The organism is Limnospira sp. (assembly GCF_051859755.1).
Taxonomy (GTDB): domain Bacteria; phylum Cyanobacteriota; class Cyanobacteriia; order Cyanobacteriales; family Microcoleaceae; genus Limnospira; species Limnospira fusiformis.
Genome location: NZ_JBIMLI010000036.1, coordinates 15295 through 37460, shown reverse-complemented (window position 1 = coordinate 37460; position 22166 = coordinate 15295). Strand labels below are relative to the sequence as shown.

Sequence of the window (22166 nt, the reverse complement as noted above, 5' to 3'; positions counted from 1 at the left end):
GTTACCTTAACGGGTAATAGTGCTATCGTCGCATTGTCAGGCAATAGCCGGATAAATGTCGCGTAAATGTATCAGTCGAATATAGGTAATCTGTTCCCAGACCCCGTATTTCTGAAAAATACGTTAAGATTGGTAAACATAATATCAAAGATACCAGAGAATCTGGGATCGACAAAAAATCAGTAGGAGGATAGACCCCCGTGAATAAACGGTGGAGAAACGCGGTCTTATATGCAATGCTGGCTATTGTCGTCATCGCCTTAGCAACGACATTGTTTGACAAACAACCCCAAAGCAGGGAAACCTGGAAATATAGTACCTTTGTCCAGGAAGTCCAACAGAACCGGGTTGAACGAGTGAGTATTAGTGCCGATCGCACTAAAGCCCTAGTTACAGCCCAGGATGGCTCCAAAATCCTAGTAAATCTACCCAATGATCCAGACCTGATCAACATTCTGAGTGAAAACAATGTTGACATTGCGGTACAACCCCAAACCGAGGAAGGACTTTGGTTCAGAGCATTAAGTAGCCTGTTCTTCCCGATTTTGCTCCTAGTGGGCTTGTTCTTCCTATTACGTCGCGCTCAAAACGGACCAGGTAGCCAAGCCATGAACTTTGGTAAATCCAAAGCCAGAGTCCAAATGGAACCCCAAACCCAAGTTACCTTTGGAGATGTAGCAGGTATTGAGCAAGCCAAACTGGAACTGAGCGAAGTAGTAGACTTCCTCAAAAACGCCGATCGCTTCACCGCCATTGGTGCGAAAATTCCCAAAGGCGTGCTATTGGTAGGACCTCCGGGAACCGGAAAAACCCTCCTCGCCAAAGCCGTAGCCGGGGAAGCCGGAGTTCCCTTCTTCAGCATTTCCGGTTCAGAATTCGTGGAGATGTTTGTCGGTGTGGGTGCTTCCCGCGTCCGGGACTTATTCGAGCAAGCCAAAGCCAACGCTCCCTGTATTGTATTTATTGATGAAATTGATGCAGTTGGTCGCCAACGGGGTGCAGGTCTTGGCGGTGGTAACGATGAACGGGAACAAACCCTTAACCAGTTACTGACCGAAATGGATGGGTTTGAAGGCAATACAGGCATTATTATTATTGCTGCTACTAACCGTCCTGATGTACTAGATGCAGCCCTAATGCGTCCGGGAAGGTTCGATCGCCAAGTAGTAGTCGATCGCCCCGACTATTCTGGTCGCTCCGAAATTCTGCAAGTCCACGCCAGAGGTAAAACCCTTGGTAAAGATGTAGATCTCGATAAAATTGCCCGTCGGACTCCTGGTTTTACTGGGGCTGATTTATCTAACCTGTTAAACGAGGCAGCCATTTTAGCCGCCCGCCGCAACCTCACCGAAATCTCTATGGATGAGGTTAATGATGCTATTGATCGCGTCTTAGCAGGTCCTGAGAAGAAAGATCGGGTGATGAGCGAAAAACGCAAAACCCTAGTGGCTTACCACGAAGCTGGTCACGCCTTAGTTGGCGCGTTGATGCCTGACTATGACCCAGTTCAGAAAATCAGTATTATTCCTCGTGGTCGCGCTGGGGGATTAACCTGGTTTATGCCTAGTGAAGATCGCATGGACTCTGGTTTATATAGTCGTTCTTACCTGCAAAATCAAATGGCTGTAGCCCTCGGTGGTCGTTTAGCCGAAGAGATTGTCTTTGGTGAGGAAGAAGTGACTACAGGTGCTTCTAATGACCTTCAGCAGGTTACACGGGTAGCCCGTCAAATGATTACCCGCTTTGGTATGAGCGATCGCCTTGGTCCGGTAGCTCTCGGTCGTCAGCAGGGTAATGTTTTCCTCGGTCGCGATATTATGTCCGAGCGTGATTTCTCCGAGGAAACCGCATCCGCTATTGATGAAGAAGTCCGCGCTTTGGTTGATGAGGCTTATAAACGCGCTCGTCAAGTCCTCGAAGAAAATCGCCCTGTTCTCGATAGTTTGGCAGAAATGCTCATTGAGAAAGAAACCGTTGATTCTGAGGAGTTGCAGGAGTTATTAGCTTCTAGCGATGTCAAAATGGCTGCGATCGCCTAAGCCTCCTTTTTAACCCCATTTTTCCTTCATTCACAGGCTATCCACTTTCAGGATAGCCTTTTTTTTCATCGACAATCCATTCCCCCCCAAAACCTACCTACCATCACATAAACTTTACTAATTTATGCAGCCCCATCGATTTGAATTTCCAAAGAACGTTAAGAATTAATACATTTTTATTGAAAATCTCTCGCAAAAAGTTGACGAGATTATAGGGGTTATGCTATCATCTCAGAAATCGATACCAAGGGCTTGCTCTGTCCTTATGCAAACATAAAGGCTACAACCCCGATTATATCGCCAGATAAATTATTCTCTCAGCAAAATATTAAATTCACGATGCACGAGTTTTGAGGCAAAAAGCGATCGCTTTTTTTGTCCCTCTTGACAAAAGCGCCATTATGTGCATACAGTCACTCCCTACTATTTGGCTAGATAAACCTAATCGGTCCATCATCAAGATTAGTGCCATCAAATTGAAGATCTACGACCCCTTCTAAGATAGCAATCAACTCATTTTCGCCGGGAGTCCGACGGAAAATAGCAGTCCCTTGTGGGAGTGGTTGGGGGATATCAGTAGAGAATAAATAATCGTCATTACTCAGTAAGATGACATCAGTAGCGCTGTTAAAATTCAAAATCAAAGCATAGTCAGCCACACCATTAATATCATCATTACCGTTATCGTAAAACGGTCCTTTTTCATTGCCTAATACAAAAGTATCAAAACCTTCTCCCCCAACCAGGGTGTCAATAGTTGTCAGTCCTGGGAAATCAGCGCTAGTATCAACACCAACCAGGAAATCATTACCGCGATCGCCACTTAAATAATCCCTACCTCGACCGCCATAGAGAGTATCATCACCCTGACCCCCATATAAACAATCATCCCCATCTCCGCCATAGAGGATATCATTTCCCTGGTTTCCTAGCAGTATATCATCACCCTGGCTACCCAACAGAGTATCATCACCCTTACCCCCATAGAGAGTATCATCACCCGGACCCCCATCTAGGCTATCATTTCCCTGATTTCCAAACAAAAGATCATTACCATTACCACCCAATAAAGTATCATTATCCTCGCCGCCATAGAGCGTATCATTACCATCGCCACCATCTAAGAAATCATTACCTGCTTCTCCAAATAGCAGATCTCGACCAATTCCCCCCAATAGGGTGTCATCATTTAAACCTCCATAGAGGGTATTGTTACCATTTCCGCCATCTAAGAAATCGTTATTTTGACCCCCATATAGGAGATCATTACCCCCACCTCCGATCAGGGTGTCATTCCCGGTAAAACCATAGAGGGTATTATTACCACCCCCACCATAGAGCAAATCATTTCCTTCTGTTCCCAAAATTAAACTATTACCGTCGCCACCCTCAAACACATGATCTGCGCTTGGTAGAGTCGGCGTGGGTGTGGGTTCAGAAGGTGTGGGTTCAGAAGGTGTCGGTGTGGGTTCAGAAGGGGTAGGAGTTGGTGTGGGTTGAGAAGGTGTAGGAGTCGGTGTGGGTTGAGAAGGTGTAGGAGTCGGTGTAGGAGTCGGTGTGGGTGTCGGTGTGGGTGTAGGTGTAGGAGTCGGTGCGGGTGTGGGTGTGGGTGTGGGTGGTGGTGTAGGAATGGGAACCGGAGGCGGCGGTGTCGGTTGAGCAACCGGAGGAGGTGTGGGTTCAAAAGGTGCAGGTGTCGGTTGAGGAATTGGTGGCGCGGGTTCTGGGATAAAAGGGATTTCCTCCTCCTCCTCCTCTCCATTATCGCCATTGTCCCCATTATCGCCATTGTCCCCATTATCGCCATTGTCCCCATTATCGCCATTGTCAACGGGGAGGGTGTCATTATCGCCATTGTCCCCATTATCGCCATTGTCCCCATTATCGCCATTGTCAACGGGGAGGGTGTCATTATCGCTATTGTCAAGGAGTCCGATCTCCGGGTCTTCTTCTTCCTCGCGTATGGATTCCTGATCAATAATATCGGTAAGGTCAGATAATGGTGATATATTTATATCCTGTGCCATTGTGCCAAACCCGAAAGCACTCATCCAACTTACCTCACGATCAATACTGCTAGAGCCATTTTTTTCAGAATAGCATATTCTCTCCGAGAGTCTACCACAAGAAGATGGCAACCGATTCCCAGCCGAAATTTTAATAATTGACGATCATCGTTGATAATTAAGAGTGATTCACCCACAGACACAACTACCCATTATCGGAGATGAGCAAAACACCCTATAGATTCTGGAAACTGTTGATTTCATTGGTGGTAGCTGTTAGTGTTTTTGTGGCGATCGCCATTTCCTCTACTTCTCCAATTCCAGCCAGGTCTGTCACGGAAATCAGGGGAGTTTGGCTAACTAATGTTGACAGTGATATTTTATTTTCAAAATCCGGCTTAACTCAGGCTTTAGACCGCCTACGAAATCTGAATTTTAACACTATTTATCCGACCGTGTGGCAGGGAGGTTATACCCTATATCCTAGCCGTGTAGCTGAGGAGGTTTTTGGTATTTCCCTAGACCCCCACCCCGGATTACAAAAACGAGATATGCTCTCGGAGGTGGTGCGGGAAGGACATAAACGGGGATTAAAAGTTATCCCTTGGTTCGAGTTTGGGTTTATGGCTCCCATTGATTCAGAATTAGCCAAACTTCACCCGAACTGGTTAACACAAACCCAAGATGGTAGTTTCACGAAACCGGGAGGAAATCCTGAGTGGGTGTGGTTAAATCCATTTCATCCCGAAGTACAACAATTCATTTTAAATCTAGTGACTGAAATTGTCAAGAACTATGATATTGATGGCATTCAATTTGATGATCATTTTGGCTTACCTGCTGAGTTAGGTTACGACCCCTTTACGGTCCAACTATTTCAGGATGAACACGGTCAATCACCGCCAGAAAATCCCCTAGATACCTATTGGGTGAGATGGCGAGCCGACCAACTGAATCAGTTTATGGAGAGGGTCTTTTATGGAGTTAAAGCGATTCAAGAAGATTGTCTGATTTCCCTGTCTCCGAACCCCCTACATTTTGCGCTTCCGGCTTATCTTCAGGACTGGTTTACTTGGGAGAGAAAAGGTTGGATTGAACAGTTAGTGCCGCAAATCTATCGTTCTGATATGTCTCATTTTATCAGAGAAATAGAACGAGCAGAAATCGAATTAGCCAAACATCATATTCCGGTTGTCATCGGGATTTTAAGCGGTTTAAACAATCGTCCCACCGCGACCCATATCATAGAAGAACAGGTGATAAATGTACGCGATCGCCATTTTGCGGGAGTATCTTTTTTCTTCTATGAAAGCCTGTGGAATTGGGCGGAAGACCCCCCAGAGGAGCGAGAAAATCGGCTGAAAAAGTTATTTTCCCAGGAGTTTAACCGCTCCCACGCCGCCAAAGTATAAGAAGACAATAGCGCCTCCCAACAAACTTTGAGTCAATGGGTCAGTAGAGGGGGTTAAAAATGCCCCCATAATAGCGGCTCCCATCACCACATATCGCCAGATAGATAACATTTTCTGAGAAGAGACAATACCTAATATCCCCAACAAAATCTGAATAATCGGCACTTGAAATGCGATCGCAGTTACCAACAACAATTTCAGGACAAACTCAAAGTATTCAGAAATTGACCATAGCTGTTCTACCACCTCAGAACCATAATTAATAAAGAACGTCAGAGCCGCCGGAACGATAGCCAGATAAGCAAAAACCAATCCGATTAAGAACAGAAAAGTTGACCCCAGAAAAACCGGACCCAAAAATCGTCGTTCCCGGAGGGTAAGTCCTGGTAAAACGAACTGGATAATCTGAAAAATAATAAACGGACTCGCCACCAGTAAACCGCTATATCCAGCCACTTTCAGGGAGACAAAGAAATACTCTCCCGGAGCCAATTGTAAAAGTTTTACCCCTTGAGCGGGAACCTTTAAAATTTGGACAATTGGTTTAACTGCGATAAAACAAATAACTATCCCAACGACCACAGAAATTAAGGAGTAAAAAATGCGCTGTCTTAATTCTTCCAGGTGGTCAAACAGAGACATTTCTACATCATCAGGAATTTGGTTGAGGTAGTCATCATCATCGGGGGAAATTTGAGGTTCTGGTGGCTTAATCAGAGTGGCTGTTGATGAACTTTTAGCCCTAGTAGAGGTGGCGGGTTGGGAACCATTAACTGAGCCATTCCCGTTCAAGGGTGCTTGACCATTTTTGCCATTAGTATCGGCGGGTCTGGAAACCTGTTGAGGAGTCGCAGCCATAGTCAAGCTATCTGGTTGAATTACGGGAGTTTTTGGGGGAGTGGGGTTCTCAGTTTTGGCAGTCTCTTTCGCCTCCAATTCCGCGCGTAGTTTCTGATTCTCCCGTTCTGTTTCTGCGAGAAGTTGTTTGAGATTGGTAATTCTTTGATGCAGAACAGTCGCCTCTTGACACAGAGCCTCATAAGCATCAGAATTAGGAGATTGTGAAAATTGGTCTTCCATAGAATTAACTGTTAGGGAACTGTTAGGGAGTGTTTGGCGCTATGAACAAGAGAGTTAGTTAGATGTTATCTTTTAGCATAGGAAATGGGATCAGTTAACCCCAAGGCTTCAAAAGCAGCCAGACGCAAACGACAAGCATCACATACCCCACAGGCTTGGGCTTCTCCCCCATAGCAAGACCAGGTATATTCCCAGGGAACCCCTAAACTGTTCCCCAATTGGATGATATCTGTTTTCTTGAGGTCAATTAGGGGAGTGTTGATGGTAATAGCATTACCTTCGCGTCCTTGTTTGGTTCCCAGACGGAACACGGACTGCATGGCGGCGATATAATCAGGGCGACAGTCGGGATATCCTGAGTAGTCTAGTGCATTGACTCCAATATAAATGCGATCGGCTCCGATGGTTTCCCCGTAAGCCAGCGCCAAACTCAGAAAAATGGTGTTTCTGGCGGGGACGTATGTAATGGGGATGGTTGCGGACATTTCTGCCAAAGTGCGATCGCAAGGTAAATCGATGTTATGATCCGTCAAGGCTGACCCTCCCCAACGCTTGAGGTCAAACTCTACCACTTGATGAGCTGCTACCCCCGCCGCCTCGGCAATTTTGGCCGCCGCCTCCAATTCTCGTAGGTGTCGCTGCTGGTAGTTGAAGGACAGTGCATAGCATTCACAGCCATCAGCTTTCGCCTGATACAGCACTGTGGAAGAATCAAGTCCACCAGAGAGTAGAATTACTGCTTTCACGTTATCTCGCCTTTACCCAACTTCATCTTTGTTACTTCAATTATAGAATTAATTGTAACAAAAGTTAATAACAATTACCTAGATCTATGGGCTATGACCCTAAGAGGGGAGCAAATCACCATCTGCTAGGGGATAGAAGGCGATCGCCTTTAGTTAAATTACTACAAACTTCTTAACAATTCTCTGCCGACGGCAAATCGCAAAAATACTTCATATTCACTTCCCCAAAAATTCGCTACACTGGTTAATAAGTAAACGACAAGTTACGAGGTATTATTAATCATGACATTTATACCTAAAGTTCAATACAGTCCCTCCCGCTGGCTAACTCTGGTTCTGATCACCATGGCATTTTGGGTCGGTGGCAGCCTGATTTTGGATGTGGTAATTATGCCAGCGATGTATGTATCTGGGATGATGCAAGAACCTAGTTTTGCCTCCACAGGCGGAATAGTTTTCTCGGCATTTAATCATATGGAAATCCTTTTCGCCGCCTTAGCCTTAACCGGAATGATGGTGTTAGGAATGACTCTACCTGAAGGGTTCAGTAATCGGATTCGTACCCTGACGGTGTTATCTTCTATCTTGTTGGCGATCGCTCTACTGTACACCTACAGCCTCACCCCCCAAATGACTGCCCTAGGGGTGAATTTGAATCTATTTAACCCTGTTGAATCGACTCCAGAGGGGATGAACCAACTACACTTTGGCTATTTAAGTCTGGAATCCTTAAAACTGTTCGCCGCCGGGACTATTTTAGCTTGGTGTTATCATAATCATAATTTTGCTGAAACCATCGAACAGTAATGACCCTAATATTACTATTAGGAATTGACTAGGTTATAACCCGCCAATATATCAGGATTGTAGCCTAGTTTTTTCATGGTTGACGTGATTTATTAGTGGATAATAGCACAGGATATTTGAGGCAAAATAGCCCCTGGGTGAGTGTGGCGTAGTTGAGGGAATTAGGCGATCGCCCTAGGCTTCCATCAACTGGCGGATAGTACCAATAGCACCCGCTAAAATCTCGGCGGCGCGATGAATTTCCGACTCGGTGGTAAATTTGCCAATACCAATTCGCAAGGCTCCTTCCATGGCATTTGGGGATAAAGCGATCGCCCGCAAAACATGGGATGGTGCTTCCACTCCAGAGGAACAAGCCGCCCCCGTAGAAATCGCCAGGCGATCGCGCACTCGTGCTATAATCGCACTATTCGGAACATCTGGAATCGAAATATGCAGATTTCCCGATAAGCGATGATTAATATCTCCATTAACCACCAAACCGGGTATTTTTTCAAGTAGTAAATCCTGTAATTTATCGCGCAAATTAGCAATTCTTGCCTCATCTTCTGCCATTTCCAAACCTCGCAGGCGACAGGCTTCTCCCAACCCCACAATTCCCGGCACGTTGAGAGTACCAGACCTCATTCCTCCTTGATGTCCGCCGCCAAACATCATCGGCTTGAGTGGATAACCTTTTCTAGCCACCAACGCACCGACTCCTTTTGGTCCGTAGAGTTTATGACCAGAAATCGCCAAATAAGTGATTCCCCATTCCTCAAAATTGATAGGTATTTTACCCACAGCTTGGGAGCCATCGCACAAAAAAGCGACCTGGTGAGTTTGGGCAATTTTGCCGATTTCTGCTATGGGATAAATCGTCCCAATTTCGTTATTAGCAGCCATCACACATAACAGAGAAACCCCATCCCGGCACACCTTATCCACGGATTCCAAGTCGATTTGACCCTGTTTATCAACGGACAAATAAGTGATATCAATTAACCCTTGTTTAACTAAAGCCTGACCGGTATCTAAAACGGCTGGATGTTCCACGGGAGAGACGGCAATTCTCGGCAAATATGGGGATTGATGATTAATGATGCTACCTTGAATAGCCAAATTAATGCTTTCAGTAGCGCCAGAAGTAAAGATGATTTCTCTTGGGGAAGCACCGACTAATTCCGCCACTTGTCGCGCCGCTTGGGATACAGCTTTTTGGGTGCGATCGCCATAAATATGGTCTATACTGTTAGCATTCCCAAATTCTACCGTCATATAATGCAGGATTTTCTCAGCCACTCTGGGGTCAACTGGAGTGGTAGCATGGTAGTCGAGATAGATGGGATAAGAGTCAGTCATTGAATATCTATCAAATCAAGTCTGAACTATTATACAATCGCCGTCTTTCGGTCAGCCGATCCTGGGTATTCATTTGAAGCAGTTTAACCGTCGTGCGTCCTTCTGGAGTCACCCCCAAAATTGTCAATTGTTCCCGAGTAAAGTGTTCTATCCACTCCTGGGTTCTAGGATTGAATAGAAAACTGAATTCTCCCGTTTCTGGATCGAAAGAACCCAGATCGCTACCTTTGTGGCGATTGCAACGCCAGCAGGTCAAAGCCAGGTTATTCGCCTCGGTGATACCGCCGTGTTTTTGGGCGATAATATGGTCGATTTCGTGAGAAAAAAATGCAACATTTGCTGGAAGCAAGCAATATTCACAGCGATAATTGGCTCGTTCTTCAACGAAACGGCGAAGTGATGCGCTGATATAGTTTTCACTCATTTACCCGGTTTAAATAATGAAGATTGCCAGCTTTCAGCATAATAATTAGATGTTCGATTTGTTCGTACTCATCCAATTCTTGCTGTTCGGCGGGTGTCAGTTGCCCCGTTTTGCTACGAGATAGCAACGTTTGTAAGCGTTCCTGCATTTCAGGTGTGGGTTTAAAGGCGGCAATTTCTTCGGGAGTGGGTGCGCTGGCGAGAAAATTGAGGATATAGCGATAAATATGGACCGGGAGTGCCGGTTGTTGGAGAAATTGGACCAGAAGTTCGGGCAGGCGATCGCCCATTTGTGTTAACTGTCCTGAAAGTTCATCTGGGACTTCAATGGTAATTCTAGGCATATCGAACCTCCAATCAAATCGTTGCTTGGCAGAGGGGATAACTTCACCTTAACGGAAAACTGCCGGGTGCGATCGCTTTTTTGTAACAACTCATCCTGAGTAAGAGTTTCGCGATCGCCATAAATATGGTCTATACTGTTAGCATTCCCAAATTCTACCGTCATATAATGCAGGATTTTCTCAGCCACTCTGGGGTCAACGGTCGTCGTGGCGTGGTAGTCGAGATAGATAGGGGGAGAGTCAGTCATCAGATATCAAAGGTTTGAGATTACTTCAGTGGGATGTGAATGATTAGGTCTTGAAATTCATTTTCCTCTGCTGCGATCGCAATAAAAATCAACTCTTGAATAACGACCCCAACTTCTGCTTTTGGACGCAAAACAAAAATTCCCGGTATGTGGTGACCTTAGGTTAGATGTTCCGCCAAATGTACTGGCATTGACCGGCGATTGTTCGTCACCAGAACAAACTTGTTGAGTTCGCACCACAACAATATTTCTGGATCTTGAGTCCCTCTGGGTGGAATTCCTGGGTCTCCCACCATCCAAACGGTTAAATCCCGGGTACGACGTAAAATTTGCTCTTGATAGAGAGGAGGTACAGCCTGTTCAGAAATCATCTGATCACCTCTCAAAGTCCCTCTCCCACAGAGGGAGAGGGATTTAGGGTGAGGGCAATGTATTAAGCGACTGGTGAACAAGCTGTAAGTTTTCATCAATTAAGTATTTAATGTTCATGGAAAACTGGCTTTTTTATCCCTCCTTCTGCTTTTAAATTTAAGAGTCTGACCACAGGCGGCGGAGGATTATTATCCTGTTCGCGCTCAGATTTTAGGCAATATTCCAACCAGTTACCCATGTAATTGCTTACGATGTCTCGATGGTGAAGATAGTACAGAATTGTGGCATAAACTTGCTCTAGAGTCAGCGAAGGATAAGTTTTCGCGATTTCCTCAGCCGTGCAACGGCGATAGATGTACTCATAGAGAATCGTTTCAATACCGATTCGGGAGCCTTTGATGCGAATTTCATCAGAGGAGAGAATGTCAAAGTAATCCTGAAGTTGCATTTTGTCTTAACTCAGTTTTCTGCTATTTTAGCTGAAAGGCTAACACTTAGAGGTGAAAAGATGAAAATAATTTTCAGGTTTTGGCATCCAAGTCATAGCATTGATAATTCGCCGTCTGATGACCTGCCGTATTCGGCGATCAATACTTATCCTTGGCTCATTTTTTTGGGGTCATGAACATTATGGGGTTTCGGCATCGCTATTGATATTAAACCAGTTCTGAGTGTGAAGGCGTTCCCAAGCTATTCGCAGATGGTTAGGTTTAAATAGATGGCGCTTGCGATCGCTCCATTCCTGTACTTTTTCAATAGCGCGATCGCAATCGATGGCAGCTTGCGGATCTTCCGTGGCCACCCAGTGAAGGGTTGCCAACATTTCCAGCCCGTAAGGGGTCTCAAATCCTTCAATTAAATCGCTGACTCGTTGCCGGCGCGCGCCCGTATCGGGATGTGCTGATAAAAAGCGATCGGCAGCGTCACGCCCCTTTTCTAAGACATACATTGCCGAAGTTTCAGTGCGATCGCCATATCCGCGAATGTAATGACCTTCAATCTTTTGCAAAACATGATTAAGATTGTCTGCATAAGGTCCGAATTGATGTTTGACGTAGCGCAGTCTTAACGGTTCGCCAGCTACTTGCAAAAAATAGGCGAGTTTTTGAATTTCCAGCTTAGTTAAGCGATACCCAGGAATCCCGTACAATTCCAGCAAGCGAATCAATAAAGCACGCCCGATGGTCATTTTAGGGGTAGAGGTAGCCACCGGTATTTGGTCCGCCACCGGTGCGCCAGTCGGTTCAAAAATCATCACCTCAATATCGGGAACTTCCGCAAAAGATTGAACGATGAGAGGCTTAACTGCCGCCCAATCTAAGCCCCCATTTCCGCATCCCAGAGGAGGAATTGCGATCGAGGTAATTTCTAACCGTTTGACTTCCTCAACCAGTGCAATTAATCCCGCTTTGATATCTTCTATTTTAGATTTTCCCTTCCAGTGGCGCTTAGTGGGGAAATTAATGATGTATTTGGGGAATAGCTTATCCGTAGCAACTACAAACATCTGCCCCGGATGGATTCTCTTAGCATCACAAGCTGTTTTATAGGCTCGGAAATTTTCCGGGAACGCCTGCTTAAATTGCAAAGCAATCCCCTTCCCCATGACACCGACACAGTTAACGGTGTTCACAAGGGCATCAGCCTTTTCTGTCAATAGGTTGCCTTGCTTAAAGTGAATCATTGCCGGGAGTTGCTCTTTTGGTCAATGCCTTAATTTTAATAGTACCATTCCCGAAAAACCTTTACAGGTGTCGAAATCGTAAAGTTTTGTAATATTTCTTCAACCTCGGCTTTTCTTCCGGCATCTATCACCCGGATTTCTCGCACGAGTGTCCAAGGGAAGAACTCATAAACCAAGAATTCCGCTTGTCTGCGGCGCTTTCGGTCTCCATCCTCCAGGGTATCTGCCCAATACCCTGCATTCATAATCTCCCAATCAATCGCATTGAGAGAGTCGAGATTGTCATAAAATTCTGAATACCTAACAATTGCGTGACCGTCCGTAAATGCAAAAGGAAGACTTGCTGCTGCGATATCCTCCGCTGTTGCCACTAAGTGAATCACCGGACTTTGCCCCTGTTCATATCCTTGAACGTTGCCTCTGGATATGGCATAAAGCATCGGAGAACGAGGCGCAAAATACCAAGGAACGTAATCATGAAGAGTGCCGCCCCTGGAACAAGGAATATTAATTTGAGCGCGTTTATTCTGGATGGTTTCGTGAGCAATATCTACATAATTGATCGGCTGAGATTTTAAGTGATTGTTAGCAAGGAGGCCCTCAGAACGCAAAATAGAGGGTAAATTTTTAAGATGGGTAATATGGTAGATATAGGTGGTCATCTGACAATCATAGGGGGACGGAGGAGGGTAAGCAGATCTCAATCAGGCGTGACAGCAGGATTTGAGGGTAAGCATCATGTACTCATCACTCATTCCCGCCCGTTTCATTTCCACATACTGTAAGCTAACTTTTTTGTCAATTAAATTTAATACCGAATTAGATGGGCTTACCCTGTCGATTATAGCAATTGGGGATTCGGGAAAGCTGCGATCGCATTTCTAGTTGACAGTGTAGCGATCGCCACTTCAGAAATCTGACAACTACTTCCTCCGGCGGAACTAAGGGAACCTTGCTCAAAACCTGTTTAAATTGTTCCCAATTCCCCCGTTTTGCTGGCTCCACGACATAATCTTGAGTCATCCAAGGGGAAACTTGAGCCGAAAAGGCGATCGCCACCCATTGGTCAAGGGAGATATTGTCTCTTTCTGCCAATTTGGTAATTTGGTGGTACAAGGTATGGGAAATGGTTAGGTTTAACTAACGCATTTAAAGTGGGCACATCAAGCTAAAGGTCAATTTTCACAACTCACTTCAGCAGTGGAGTTTTTAGCCATAAATTCTTTGACATCTAAAACCTCGATTGTCACTACCTCTCCACTGGAAGAATAGTGAAGAATTAGGGAGCCTTCATCTTCAGCATAGGCAATGGGTTCCTCTGATAGTTCAATCAGCAAAGCATCCACATCTGGACTATATCGAATCCGTTTCATATCGCGACCTCCTTCCTGGGTAGTGGGTAATGACTAAAATGCGATCGGCATATTCTCTGTAAACGACTCTGAGAACTAAAGTCTCATTTAATCTTTTTTGAGCGATGTATTTTTCTCCTCCCCTAGACTCTACTTTGTCTGGCGCTCGGATTGTGTCTTGAATTATCTCTGGAGAAGTGGTTTTGAATCGCCATGAGAGACATTTGCCAAACCCCGTTTGTCCAACCGCTGACTATCTCTGCTTTTTTCCATAAAGGGAGCGATCGCCACAATTTAAACTGATGGAGTTCAGCATTGATATCAGTATCGATAGACTGGGTTCTATAGTTGGGCTGAATCTCGCTTATTTGTGTCAGTTGTCCCGAAAGTTCATCGGGGACATCAATGGTAATTCTAGGCATATCGAACCTCCAATCAAATCGTTGCTTGGCAGAGAGAGAGGTGGTCGAGATAGAAGGGAAAGGTTTAAAGCATCTGCCATCACCCTGAAATTTAACCCCCTGAATACGCTCTGTAGATCAAGAGAAATATAAGAGGAACTTTCCAGCGAACACTCCCTAAACAAAGTCAGGACTAAGTAGGTAGGCGAAAATATTTCCAGATTCGTTTTGCCTAAAACCCTTTTGCTGCCAGGGTTATGCCGGTTGCTCAACTTCGGGTTAATTCCGCCGACCTACTTAGCTGGGAGGCATAATGAGAGGAATTTCTTGATTTCGGTTTTTGCGGTAAATCGTAAAATCGCTGTCGAGGGTTAACACCATACTTTGAGGATATAACTCAGCCATCCTAACGATACAGGCATCTGCAAGGGACATCGGCACCGACTGGTAGCGCCTCGACAGTTCTTGTATGGAAGCGGCTTCTTCATTCAAGCGAAAAGAGATTTGAATCGTGCCGTTATTTAGTAAATAAATAACTGACTCTTGACCGTTATGTAGGTTTTTTAAAAGAAAACAAGCCTCTGAAATTACCGATTCACAAGTCAATAAAGGCGGTTTAACTTGAGCCACTTCCTGTTTTACCCACTCATGCCAACTATCGCGTTTATTAAGTAACGCAACCAATGGCCCCGTATCGATGATGATTCCCCGTCTCATGACCTGCCGTATCCCTCAAGATAATTTTTGTTTGTTGAGAGATCCGCTGGTCCTTCCACACAGCCAATAAATTGTGCCGCTTTAGTGAGAACTGATTCGGCAGTTTCATCTTCTTGAGAGAGATCTGTATCGGGTGCAATTTGTAAGTGTAACAATTCTACGAAATTAAGCACTTCCTGCTGTTTTTCAGGAGGTAAATTTTCCAATTTTTCCACAATGGTCTGAACAAGGCTCATGGCGGATCTCCATTTTTAGTTTATTGAGTATTATATCAGCTTGAAAGTGATTGTGATCCATCCAGGCATAGAATCGCGATCGCTGGGTGGACATGGTGAACGGCTAAACGCAGGAATTCGACAATTGGAAGAGGGAAATTTTCATCGGCATCAAGACGCACCCTATTTCAATCATCCTCATTTCTTTGAATTGCCGCTTCCATTTCCTCTAGCCTGGGAATAGTTCCAAGCATTGACTAAATCTTGGGCGCTGAGTTGAGGAAAATCTTGTAAAATACGACCATTTGAAGAGGTGGTACTATTTGATCAGAGGAAGGGTAAATCTGCGATCGCCACTTCAGAAATCTGACAACTACTTCCTCCGGCGGAACTAAGGGAACCTTGCTCAAAACCTGTTTAAATTGTTCCCAATTTCCCCGTTTTGCTGGCTCCACGACATAATCTTGAGTCATCCAAGGGGAAACTTGAGCCGAAAAGGCGATCGCCACCCATTGGTCAAGGGAGATATTGTCTCTTTCTGCCAATTTGGTAATTTGGTGGTACAAGGTATGGGAAATGGTTAGGTTTAACTAACGCATTTAAAGTGGGCACATCAAGCTAAAGGTCAATTTTCACAACTCACTTCAGCAGTGGAGTTTTTAGCCATAAATTCTTTGACATCTAAAACCTCGATTGTCACTACCTCTCCACTGGAAGAATAGTGAAGAATTAGGGAGCCTTCATCTTCAGCATAGGCAATGGGTTCCTCTGATAGTTCAATCAGCAAAGCATCCACATCTGGACTATATCGAATCCGTTTCATATCGCGACCTCCTTCCTGGGTAGTGGGTAATGACTAAAATGCGATCGGCATATTCTCTGTAAACGACTCTGAGAACTAAAGTCTCATTTAATCTTTTTTGAGCGATGTATTTTTCTCCTCCCCTAGACTCTACTTTGTCTGGCGCTCGGATTGTGTCTTGAATTATCTCTGGAGAAATCGTGATTCCGTGAGTTTCTAAGACTTCAATTTTTAGTAAGGCGTGTTGACTTAGTTCTATCCTTTTTTCGGCAGTCAAAGCTATCGCCTCCGGTTTAGATTGACAGGAATCAAGGGCGATCGCCTATTTGTGTCAGTTGTCCCGAAAGTTGATCGGGGACATCAATGGTAATGATAGACATTGGAAAACCTCTAACACAGAAAGAGTTGCTCTATTATAGCAATTGGGGATTCGGGAAAGCTGCGATCGCTTTTATAGTTGACAGTGTAGCGATCGCCACTTCAGAAATCTGACAACTCCAGCTTATCAAATTCCTCCGGCTCTATATATCTGGTGAATTTTATCAGATCCAATCCTCAAACCCTTGCCTAGCTGCAATTTCCGTTAAAGGAAGAATCGTAGATTCATAAGCAGATCTCAGCCGGTCGATTTCAAGTAAATCTAAGGAGTTGGAAATTTTGAGATCCATTAAATAAGATTCTATTTGTTTTAGCCATTGTGGCAATCCCATGATTTTATAAGAAATGCTTAATCCTTGGTGTTGCTGCCATACAAATTTGTGGAAATATCTGGGATTAGGTAATTTGTTGGATTTCGAGGAATTAATTTCGGGAAGAGTTGGAACTAAATTCCAAAGGCGATCGTGTGCGACATAGGACCAGGGTAAATAGTGGTCGAGAGAAATATTATTAGGGGTTAATATGGTTCCTGAATAAATACACCTGACCTCGCTATGCTGCAAAACTAATTTCCAATACTTCGTCTGAGATGACAGGGAATCTCGTTTTTGTGGGGGGAATAGTTTATTGGCTACTGCGGGAACATTGGGATTGCACTTTTGCATATATTTGAGCCATTCCCAGCATACCCACCCGCGAACGATCGCATAGTTTTCTTTCAGATAGGAAACCCATTCCGAATGTAAAATAATCCCACGGCACTCTTGCTTTACCGTTGAATCAAAACAATACAATGGTTTGCAGATATCAAAGTAACGTTGGGCAACCTTCGGCATTTCGCGATCTACTCCATGATCGATGTCTATACCTTTTAACTGTTTCCTCATAAAAGGCATAAGCAGACGGAATGGAACATATCGAGTGATATAGTTAACAATATCCTCTAAGTCTTGCTCACCTATTGTGGTTCGCAGGAGTTTTTTATCGGGGTCTCTAAATTTTAATATGGGTTCACCCACCTTTAATGCAAGTGTATCTAATTTGTCTGCTATTTTATCTTGGGAGCCAAAGGATAATTTAAAATAATTGTGCGGATACCAAGCATTTGCCAGCATCTCGATGATGATTTCGCGGAAACTAATCGATAGGGATTTGTGGAAATTTTGGCGGGCTAGAATATCTAAAAGTGACCAGAAAAAAAGATACTTGTAGGAATTGGTGGTATGGACAAATAGAGCTGATAAGGCTGCAATATTCAGGTGGTCAGAATTGGGGAGTTCTGAGGCATTCATTTTGGGGTTAACAACCGATTGCTAAGATTAGATAAACATTGGGCGAGGGAAGTAACCCGCCATGAATGTCGAGCCAATGGTCAAATCCTCGCTTGGCACTCAGATAGTGAATTTTAATCCCTAAGCCAGCTTTGATGCGATCGAGATACTCGTAAGTTTCGGGCAACTCCTTATGAGTGTCGCAGAAGAAGTATTCCATCTGCGGCACCTGTTTGTGCAGGAGTACGGCGAGGGCCGTGCTGTCCTTGCCACCGGATAAACCGAGGATATGTCGAAGGGGTTTGTTGCTCATATCTCCTGTAATTTTCCCACATTTCGGGCTGCTCACCCTAACTTTAGCAAGTTTTTCGAGGGCTTTTTTACCAAATTTTGCTTAAATCCAGAACAAACCCAGGCAAGATTGGCTCGCCACTAACTGTAGCCGGATTATTGAGGCATTCTACCGCATTTCCGGGACGATATATGTAAACTCGACGCTGTTTGCGGTCTATCAGCCATCCCAGTTGCACCCCATTATCGATGTACTGTTGCATTTTGTCTTGGAGTAGTTTTAAGGGGTCAGATAGCGATCGCAATTCCACCACAAAATCCGGCGCAAGGGGAGCAAATTGTTCCTGTTCTTCTGCTGTAAGGGCGTTCCATCGTTCCAACTTCACCCAAGCAGCATCGGGAGAAATTTGCGCTCCATTCGGTAAAGTAAAACCCGTACTGGAATCAAACCCAATTCCCGTCTCGTCTCCTTCAGTCCAGTTATAAAGCTGGCCGAGTAGTCTAAAATTGCGTCCACCCGTTTCGCTGCCAGTGGGGGGCATAATCACTAATTCTCCTGTGGCTGTGCGTTCAAGGCGTAAGTCTCGATTGAGTTGACAAATTTCTAAAAATTGCTCTGGGGTTAACTCGATCGCCGGATGGAGATGCAACACCACGGGATGATTTTCCATAGTCTGAGGAGTTTTCGTCGGATTCATGGTAAACCTCCTGGATTTGGCGATTAATTCACACTGATTTGATCGGCTTCAGGCTTCAGGGTTTCACGCTTTCGCTGTATTTGAGGAATATTCTCGGGGGAGGTTGCTGCCAAAACTCTTTCGGTTAGTTTAGCAACAAAGGCTTGCTGGAGTTGAGGATTATCTCGCAAAATCGGTTTTTGCAATATTTCTTCAACCAACGCCTCGATTTTACCTTGAGATTCGCGATCGCTCCAGACTATGCCGTGGGTTTCCTTGCCGTCGGGACGGGTAACGGTAATCCGCCGCGCCTCAAATCCCTCTCCTTTGGCGGCGACTTCTTTCTGCAACGCTTCCAGGTTCTTAAACCTTCTGGCGATGTCGCTGAGTTTAATCTCGAATCCGGTGGCATCTTCATCAGTCCAGGACTCGGCAGGTTTATCGGCAACTATCATCACCAGTGCTTCTAACCACTGGCGATCGCTTTTATTCTCATCTGCTGCCGCCTGAGCAAAACTGGTTAGGCGACGTTCCAGAGATTGACCGCTAATATAACTCGCACGCACTCGCAAATCTTCCCGCAGGCGAGTTTCGGGGCTTCTGATGCCAAACGCCTCGTATAAGCGCGTCTGACAGTCGTTGAGCAAGCAATCATAAGCAGTCTGAATCTCTCGCAGGGCTTCTACTAGCTTGGTGCGGAGGGTTTTGGCAATATTGGCATCCTCTCCCTCTTGGCTGGTAATTGCCGGCAAACCACAGGCTTGCGGTAAAGATGTAAACACCAGTTCGTCCGGTTCCTGGTCTCGCTGCAACGCCTGCAACACCCCCACTGCTTGGGCGCTGAGGCGCTTAGTTTGAGTGGTGTAGGGGGGTAATGCTTTGGCGAATTGAAACAAGGGTTTAACGACTGTTAACAGGGTGATATTACGAAGCCCCGGTTTATTGAGGGGTTTGCGTTTCCCCCAAATTGCCTCCAATTCTTTAAAGACTTGCGATCGCACTCCGAGGACTTCAAAGTATTTCACGGAAAAGCGATCGGGATACCTCACCAATATCTCGAAATGTTCCAATCCCAACACGGGGATAAAGGAGCCATCTTTATAAACCCCCACGTCGTCGATAAGGTAAAGCAGCACCGCCGCTAACAATATGGCGATCGCCCCTTGTTTCATGCCGTAGGGAGGCGCTTGCAGGCGCTGATAAAGCAAATCTAAGGTTTGCTGTTGTTCTTTCGCTTCCAGACAAAAGGTTTCAATCGCCTTCCAAACGTTGAAAATCCCCGCATCTTCCGGCGGCGGGTAAAATCCCCACTGGTCATCCTCGCAGCGATGGATTTTGGTTTCCGACAAAAGGGAGTAATAGATACTCACTTCCGGGCCGTATCCTGTCAATTCTAACCGTTGGCGATCGCCGTATTGCAACATTGCCGAAATCAACTCCAGTCTCGCCTTAGCGCCTTGGGAGGTGAGGTCGCGCCGATTGATTAGTTCATTCCACAAAATCGGGGTTTGAGGATAAACCTGATCGCACACCCGCGACAGTTGGGCGTGAAAATGGGTAATGTGGTTGAGGGTTTCTTGTTTTCCCAAAATCCAGCATTGGTTGGGATTTTCCGCGAGGTCAAAAGCCTGACTAAGGCTATCATCAAATAACTCCTCGGCTTGCACTAAACGGTAACGCACTTCTCGCCGCGCCACCCCGTCGCTTTGCAATTCGGGAGCATTATTTTCAATGTGTCGCAATGCAGCCAATTCCCGCGCCTGTATCCGCAAGGTTTCCAATTTGGCGACACCAACCACGATTAAAGGTTTGCCGTCGGTGGTCATTTCTGGCATAACATTGGGCAATTGTTCCCCCACCCAATAAGCGATCGCACCGTCGGCATCTTTCAGGGTACAAGAAAGAGCGGAGAGATGTATAGGATTATCAAGATAGCGCCGTTCAAAATAGCGCAGGGTTCCTGTAACATAACTGTGTCGTTGGGCGACTAGGGGTTCCAAAGGGCGAATTTCCGACAGAAGTTCGACTAGGGTGGTGCGATCGCTTCCCAAATAGTCGGCTACGGCGCTATCTACATTAAAATCAGACCCTTCCCAAATCCGCAACTCATCAACTTGTCGCCGATAGGTAACGATTCCTTTTTGCAGCAGGTTCTCGATCGCTTTTTCCCACTCCTGGGACTCGTCCACACCGTCACACATTGCCAAAGCCACAAGCGATCGTGTAGCTTTCAGCCCCCCGGTGGTGGTGACAATATTTAAGGTTCCGATAGTTTTCAGCACCCGTAAACTGTCAGGATCCAAGGTTTTGGAAACATCGTTAATTAAGCCCTGCACTTCTATCCATCGTTGCAGTTTCGGGCGGGAGGTGATACCCATCCCCACGGCTTCGATAAAATAGTCGTAAACACGGTCGAGTTTCAAGGTCGGCAGTTTCGTATCATCTGCGATCGTCTCTTCTAAATAGCGCCTAAAGGAATAGGGTTCGGCACTGGTGAGGAATGTAAATAAGGAGCGATCGTTTTGGGCGTATTGGGTGCATAATTCAGGTAATACTAACGCCGCCAACGGATGCAGGGGATAGGTTGCACCCAGCACCTCAGTAGTGATGTCTGAGGTAAGTGCGACAGGTAGTGAATCAAACCATTGTCTAGCCCTGTCATTAATCGCGCCTGTATAGGTTTTGGCATTTGAAGCATCGATCGCCTTACCCACCAATCGAAGCATTTGAGGGGAGGAATCTTTAAAGGGGATATCTTCAAACCTGCCTTGAATTTTCGCCCATTCGTTGCGTTGAACAGAACTCAATCTTTCCCCATAGTCTGCAAAGGCTTGATGTAGCAAACCAATTAAATAAATGGGAGAATTGCTATCACGAGGAAGTTCTGCTAATTGTTGCAACAGATATAAATCTTCTGCCCCTTGATTTTGGGCGACAAATTCTAGGTTTTTCCCTAACTCATCAATGATAATTAACAGGGGAGTTGCGGCGGCTTTACTAATTTCTTTAACTAGGGTGACAACATCTTTACTATTGACAGAGTTTTGGTGGTCAATTTCTGCATTTAAATCTACTAAGTCTCGGTATACTTGGGGTCTTTTCTGTGGGTTTTTGTCAGCCCAAAAACTTTCACAGCCACGATATAAAGCCCTAATAATTGTATGGCTTAAAGGTTCCCTTTGTGCGGTGACAATCGCCCTAAAAAAACCTGCTTTGGGGATAGTTTTAGTTAATGATAAATACTCTTTACTGTCGCTACCAAGGGTAGTTTCAATTAGTGCTAAGGCTTCCTGGTGGGCGGAATTTTTTTCGTCGCCACAGGCGGCAATTAAGAATTGAGCAAAGGATGATTTTCCGGTTCCATAGACTCCGGTTAGCGTCCAGGCGCGGTTAGCTTGGGGGTTAGTAAATCCGGTCAAAATTCGCCGCAGTGCATCTAGCGATCGCTCTGTTAGAATATATCCGGCTAAGGCTTCCACATTGTCAAAATCCCGCTCGATATTGATAGACCGAGAATAGCGACGATTGAGGCTAAAATAATCTGATAAAAGTTTAGGCAT

At 45.3% G+C, this 22166-nt stretch carries 28 protein-coding genes; 5 read left to right on the top strand and 23 right to left on the bottom strand.

Annotated elements, in window-relative coordinates; genetic code table 11:
• The first annotated feature begins 236 nt into the window (after window positions 1-236).
• Entirely contained in the window at window positions 237-2039 is a 1803-nt protein-coding gene (ftsH3, locus tag ACTIE0_RS08960; protein WP_006623490.1) for an ATP-dependent zinc metalloprotease FtsH3, read from the top strand.
• Between the two features lie 431 nt (window positions 2040-2470).
• Here the strand turns inward: ftsH3 and ACTIE0_RS08955 are convergent, their stop codons facing one another.
• Entirely contained in the window at window positions 2471-4090 is a 1620-nt protein-coding gene (locus ACTIE0_RS08955; RefSeq protein ID WP_006669336.1) for a calcium-binding protein, read from the bottom strand.
• 176 nt (window positions 4091-4266) lie between these two features.
• Between ACTIE0_RS08955 and ACTIE0_RS08950 the strand changes: the two genes are divergently transcribed.
• Complete coding sequence (locus tag ACTIE0_RS08950) at window positions 4267-5457, top strand: glycoside hydrolase family 10-like protein (protein WP_006669337.1); 1191 nt, start codon at window positions 4267-4269, stop codon at window positions 5455-5457.
• Here ACTIE0_RS08950 and tatC read toward each other — a convergent pair.
• Both tatC and queC read right to left on the bottom strand, forming a co-directional pair.
• Window positions 5413-6174 (bottom strand): twin-arginine translocase subunit TatC, encoded by a 762-nt coding sequence (tatC, locus tag ACTIE0_RS08945; RefSeq protein WP_396442691.1) that lies wholly within the window; start codon window positions 6172-6174, stop codon window positions 5413-5415. The genes ACTIE0_RS08950 and tatC overlap by 45 nt on opposite strands.
• A gap of 428 nt (window positions 6175-6602) precedes the next feature.
• Window positions 6603-7283, bottom strand: coding sequence for a 7-cyano-7-deazaguanine synthase QueC (queC, locus tag ACTIE0_RS08940; RefSeq protein ID WP_006623486.1), 681 nt, complete (start codon window positions 7281-7283; stop codon window positions 6603-6605).
• A 282-nt stretch (window positions 7284-7565) separates the two neighbouring features.
• On the opposite strand from queC, the gene ACTIE0_RS08935 reads away from it, so the two are divergent.
• Window positions 7566-8090, top strand: coding sequence for a DUF4149 domain-containing protein (locus ACTIE0_RS08935; RefSeq protein WP_006623485.1), 525 nt, complete (start codon window positions 7566-7568; stop codon window positions 8088-8090).
• A gap of 174 nt (window positions 8091-8264) precedes the next feature.
• On the opposite strand, the gene ACTIE0_RS08930 is transcribed toward ACTIE0_RS08935, so the two are convergent.
• The 13 genes from ACTIE0_RS08930 to ACTIE0_RS08870 form a co-directional block, all read right to left on the bottom strand.
• Window positions 8265-9431, bottom strand: coding sequence for a cysteine desulfurase family protein (locus ACTIE0_RS08930; RefSeq protein WP_006670687.1), 1167 nt, complete (start codon window positions 9429-9431; stop codon window positions 8265-8267).
• A gap of 10 nt (window positions 9432-9441) precedes the next feature.
• Entirely contained in the window at window positions 9442-9855 is a 414-nt protein-coding gene (locus ACTIE0_RS08925; protein WP_006623483.1) for an HNH endonuclease, read from the bottom strand.
• Window positions 9848-10198, bottom strand: a complete 351-nt coding sequence (locus ACTIE0_RS08920; protein ID WP_006623482.1) for a hypothetical protein — start codon at window positions 10196-10198, stop codon at window positions 9848-9850. Before ACTIE0_RS08920 ends, ACTIE0_RS08925 begins: the two co-directional genes overlap by 8 nt.
• On the bottom strand, window positions 10150-10446 hold the full coding sequence (locus ACTIE0_RS08915; protein WP_006623481.1) for a hypothetical protein: 297 nt from the start codon (window positions 10444-10446) through the stop codon (window positions 10150-10152). The genes ACTIE0_RS08920 and ACTIE0_RS08915 overlap by 49 nt, the downstream gene beginning before the upstream one ends.
• 158 nt (window positions 10447-10604) lie before the next feature.
• Window positions 10605-10817, bottom strand: coding sequence for a DUF5615 family PIN-like protein (locus tag ACTIE0_RS08910; protein ID WP_006623479.1), 213 nt, complete (start codon window positions 10815-10817; stop codon window positions 10605-10607).
• Between the two features lie 107 nt (window positions 10818-10924).
• Window positions 10925-11266, bottom strand: a complete 342-nt coding sequence (locus tag ACTIE0_RS08905) for a DUF433 domain-containing protein (RefSeq protein ID WP_006623478.1) — start codon at window positions 11264-11266, stop codon at window positions 10925-10927.
• A gap of 180 nt (window positions 11267-11446) precedes the next feature.
• On the bottom strand, window positions 11447-12502 hold the full coding sequence (darG, locus tag ACTIE0_RS08900) for a type II toxin-antitoxin system antitoxin DNA ADP-ribosyl glycohydrolase DarG (protein ID WP_006670688.1): 1056 nt from the start codon (window positions 12500-12502) through the stop codon (window positions 11447-11449).
• Between the two features lie 35 nt (window positions 12503-12537).
• Window positions 12538-13164: a type II toxin-antitoxin system toxin DNA ADP-ribosyl transferase DarT gene (darT, locus tag ACTIE0_RS08895; protein WP_006670698.1), complete on the bottom strand. Its 627-nt coding sequence runs from the start codon at window positions 13162-13164 to the stop codon at window positions 12538-12540.
• A gap of 157 nt (window positions 13165-13321) precedes the next feature.
• Window positions 13322-13597, bottom strand: coding sequence for a hypothetical protein (locus ACTIE0_RS08890; RefSeq protein WP_228116406.1), 276 nt, complete (start codon window positions 13595-13597; stop codon window positions 13322-13324).
• Between the two features lie 80 nt (window positions 13598-13677).
• A complete protein-coding gene (locus tag ACTIE0_RS08885; RefSeq protein ID WP_006623474.1) occupies window positions 13678-13875 on the bottom strand; it encodes a DUF2283 domain-containing protein in 198 nt (65 codons plus the stop codon).
• Between the two features lie 122 nt (window positions 13876-13997).
• Window positions 13998-14276 carry a hypothetical protein gene (locus ACTIE0_RS08880; protein ID WP_006623473.1) on the bottom strand — a complete coding sequence of 93 codons (279 nt, stop codon included), beginning with the start codon at window positions 14274-14276 and terminating at the stop codon, window positions 13998-14000.
• A gap of 276 nt (window positions 14277-14552) precedes the next feature.
• On the bottom strand, window positions 14553-14972 hold the full coding sequence (locus tag ACTIE0_RS08875) for a type II toxin-antitoxin system VapC family toxin (protein ID WP_006623471.1): 420 nt from the start codon (window positions 14970-14972) through the stop codon (window positions 14553-14555).
• Window positions 14969-15208 carry a DUF2281 domain-containing protein gene (locus tag ACTIE0_RS08870; RefSeq protein WP_006670690.1) on the bottom strand — a complete coding sequence of 80 codons (240 nt, stop codon included), beginning with the start codon at window positions 15206-15208 and terminating at the stop codon, window positions 14969-14971. Before ACTIE0_RS08870 ends, ACTIE0_RS08875 begins: the two co-directional genes overlap by 4 nt.
• Window positions 15209-15248: 40 nt before the next feature.
• Here ACTIE0_RS08870 and ACTIE0_RS08865 point away from each other — a divergent pair, with 40 nt between their 5' ends.
• Window positions 15249-15431: a hypothetical protein gene (locus tag ACTIE0_RS08865; RefSeq protein ID WP_223064830.1), complete on the top strand. Its 183-nt coding sequence runs from the start codon at window positions 15249-15251 to the stop codon at window positions 15429-15431.
• A 13-nt stretch (window positions 15432-15444) separates the two neighbouring features.
• Here ACTIE0_RS08865 and ACTIE0_RS08860 read toward each other — a convergent pair whose 3' ends face one another.
• The 3 genes from ACTIE0_RS08860 to ACTIE0_RS08850 form a co-directional block, all read right to left on the bottom strand.
• A complete protein-coding gene (locus ACTIE0_RS08860) occupies window positions 15445-15732 on the bottom strand; it encodes a hypothetical protein (protein ID WP_439516883.1) in 288 nt (95 codons plus the stop codon).
• Window positions 15733-15812: 80 nt separating this feature from the next.
• Window positions 15813-16010, bottom strand: coding sequence for a DUF2283 domain-containing protein (locus tag ACTIE0_RS08855; protein ID WP_006623474.1), 198 nt, complete (start codon window positions 16008-16010; stop codon window positions 15813-15815).
• Entirely contained in the window at window positions 15991-16266 is a 276-nt protein-coding gene (locus ACTIE0_RS08850) for a hypothetical protein (RefSeq protein ID WP_006670699.1), read from the bottom strand. Before ACTIE0_RS08850 ends, ACTIE0_RS08855 begins: the two co-directional genes overlap by 20 nt.
• Before the next feature lie 86 nt (window positions 16267-16352).
• Here ACTIE0_RS08850 and ACTIE0_RS08845 point away from each other — a divergent pair, with 86 nt between their 5' ends.
• Entirely contained in the window at window positions 16353-16481 is a 129-nt protein-coding gene (locus tag ACTIE0_RS08845; RefSeq protein WP_280949157.1) for a hypothetical protein, read from the top strand.
• A gap of 50 nt (window positions 16482-16531) precedes the next feature.
• On the opposite strand, the gene ACTIE0_RS08840 is transcribed toward ACTIE0_RS08845, so the two are convergent.
• The 4 genes from ACTIE0_RS08840 to ACTIE0_RS08825 all read right to left on the bottom strand — a co-directional run bounded on the left by ACTIE0_RS08840 (window position 16532) and on the right by ACTIE0_RS08825 (window position 22166).
• Window positions 16532-17659 carry an HNH endonuclease domain-containing protein gene (locus tag ACTIE0_RS08840; protein WP_006670700.1) on the bottom strand — a complete coding sequence of 376 codons (1128 nt, stop codon included), beginning with the start codon at window positions 17657-17659 and terminating at the stop codon, window positions 16532-16534.
• A 7-nt stretch (window positions 17660-17666) separates the two neighbouring features.
• Complete coding sequence (locus tag ACTIE0_RS08835; RefSeq protein WP_006670701.1) at window positions 17667-17951, bottom strand: phosphoadenosine phosphosulfate reductase domain-containing protein; 285 nt, start codon at window positions 17949-17951, stop codon at window positions 17667-17669.
• 67 nt (window positions 17952-18018) lie between these two features.
• Complete coding sequence (locus ACTIE0_RS08830; protein WP_439516882.1) at window positions 18019-18627, bottom strand: Uma2 family endonuclease; 609 nt, start codon at window positions 18625-18627, stop codon at window positions 18019-18021.
• A gap of 23 nt (window positions 18628-18650) precedes the next feature.
• Window positions 18651-22166 carry a hypothetical protein gene (locus ACTIE0_RS08825; protein WP_315664261.1) on the bottom strand — a complete coding sequence of 1172 codons (3516 nt, stop codon included), beginning with the start codon at window positions 22164-22166 and terminating at the stop codon, window positions 18651-18653.

Bases quoted from the DNA above. Each gene is read 5' to 3' on its own strand.
- ACTIE0_RS08840 (WP_006670700.1), bottom strand. From the start codon at position 17,659: ATGAATGCCTCAGAACTCCCCAATTCTGACCACCTGAATATTGCAGCC.
- ACTIE0_RS08915 (WP_006623481.1), bottom strand. From the start codon at position 10,446: ATGACTGACTCTCCCCCTATCTATCTCGACTACCACGCCACGACGACC.
- ACTIE0_RS08910 (WP_006623479.1), bottom strand. From the start codon at position 10,817: ATGATTTCTGAACAGGCTGTACCTCCTCTCTATCAAGAGCAAATTTTA.
- ACTIE0_RS08830 (WP_439516882.1), bottom strand. From the start codon at position 18,627: ATGAATCCGACGAAAACTCCTCAGACTATGGAAAATCATCCCGTGGTG.
- ACTIE0_RS08880 (WP_006623473.1), bottom strand. From the start codon at position 14,276: ATGCCTAGAATTACCATTGATGTCCCCGATGAACTTTCGGGACAACTG.
- ACTIE0_RS08920 (WP_006623482.1), bottom strand. From the start codon at position 10,198: ATGCCTAGAATTACCATTGAAGTCCCAGATGAACTTTCAGGACAGTTA.
- ACTIE0_RS08885 (WP_006623474.1), bottom strand. From the start codon at position 13,875: ATGAAACGGATTCGATATAGTCCAGATGTGGATGCTTTGCTGATTGAA.
- ACTIE0_RS08855 (WP_006623474.1), bottom strand. From the start codon at position 16,010: ATGAAACGGATTCGATATAGTCCAGATGTGGATGCTTTGCTGATTGAA.
- ACTIE0_RS08925 (WP_006623483.1), bottom strand. From the start codon at position 9,855: ATGAGTGAAAACTATATCAGCGCATCACTTCGCCGTTTCGTTGAAGAA.
- darT (WP_006670698.1), bottom strand. From the start codon at position 13,164: ATGACCACCTATATCTACCATATTACCCATCTTAAAAATTTACCCTCT.
- ACTIE0_RS08870 (WP_006670690.1), bottom strand. From the start codon at position 15,208: ATGAGCCTTGTTCAGACCATTGTGGAAAAATTGGAAAATTTACCTCCT.
- ftsH3 (WP_006623490.1), top strand. From the start codon at position 237: ATGCTGGCTATTGTCGTCATCGCCTTAGCAACGACATTGTTTGACAAA.
- ACTIE0_RS08935 (WP_006623485.1), top strand. From the start codon at position 7,566: ATGACATTTATACCTAAAGTTCAATACAGTCCCTCCCGCTGGCTAACT.
- ACTIE0_RS08845 (WP_280949157.1), top strand. From the start codon at position 16,353: ATGGTAATGATAGACATTGGAAAACCTCTAACACAGAAAGAGTTGCTC.
- ACTIE0_RS08955 (WP_006669336.1), bottom strand. From the start codon at position 4,090: ATGAGTGCTTTCGGGTTTGGCACAATGGCACAGGATATAAATATATCA.
- ACTIE0_RS08875 (WP_006623471.1), bottom strand. From the start codon at position 14,972: ATGAGACGGGGAATCATCATCGATACGGGGCCATTGGTTGCGTTACTT.
- ACTIE0_RS08930 (WP_006670687.1), bottom strand. From the start codon at position 9,431: ATGACTGACTCTTATCCCATCTATCTCGACTACCATGCTACCACTCCA.
- ACTIE0_RS08825 (WP_315664261.1), bottom strand. From the start codon at position 22,166: ATGCCTAAACTTTTATCAGATTATTTTAGCCTCAATCGTCGCTATTCT.
- ACTIE0_RS08905 (WP_006623478.1), bottom strand. From the start codon at position 11,266: ATGCAACTTCAGGATTACTTTGACATTCTCTCCTCTGATGAAATTCGC.
- ACTIE0_RS08950 (WP_006669337.1), top strand. From the start codon at position 4,267: ATGAGCAAAACACCCTATAGATTCTGGAAACTGTTGATTTCATTGGTG.
- darG (WP_006670688.1), bottom strand. From the start codon at position 12,502: ATGATTCACTTTAAGCAAGGCAACCTATTGACAGAAAAGGCTGATGCC.
- ACTIE0_RS08835 (WP_006670701.1), bottom strand. From the start codon at position 17,951: ATGAGCAACAAACCCCTTCGACATATCCTCGGTTTATCCGGTGGCAAG.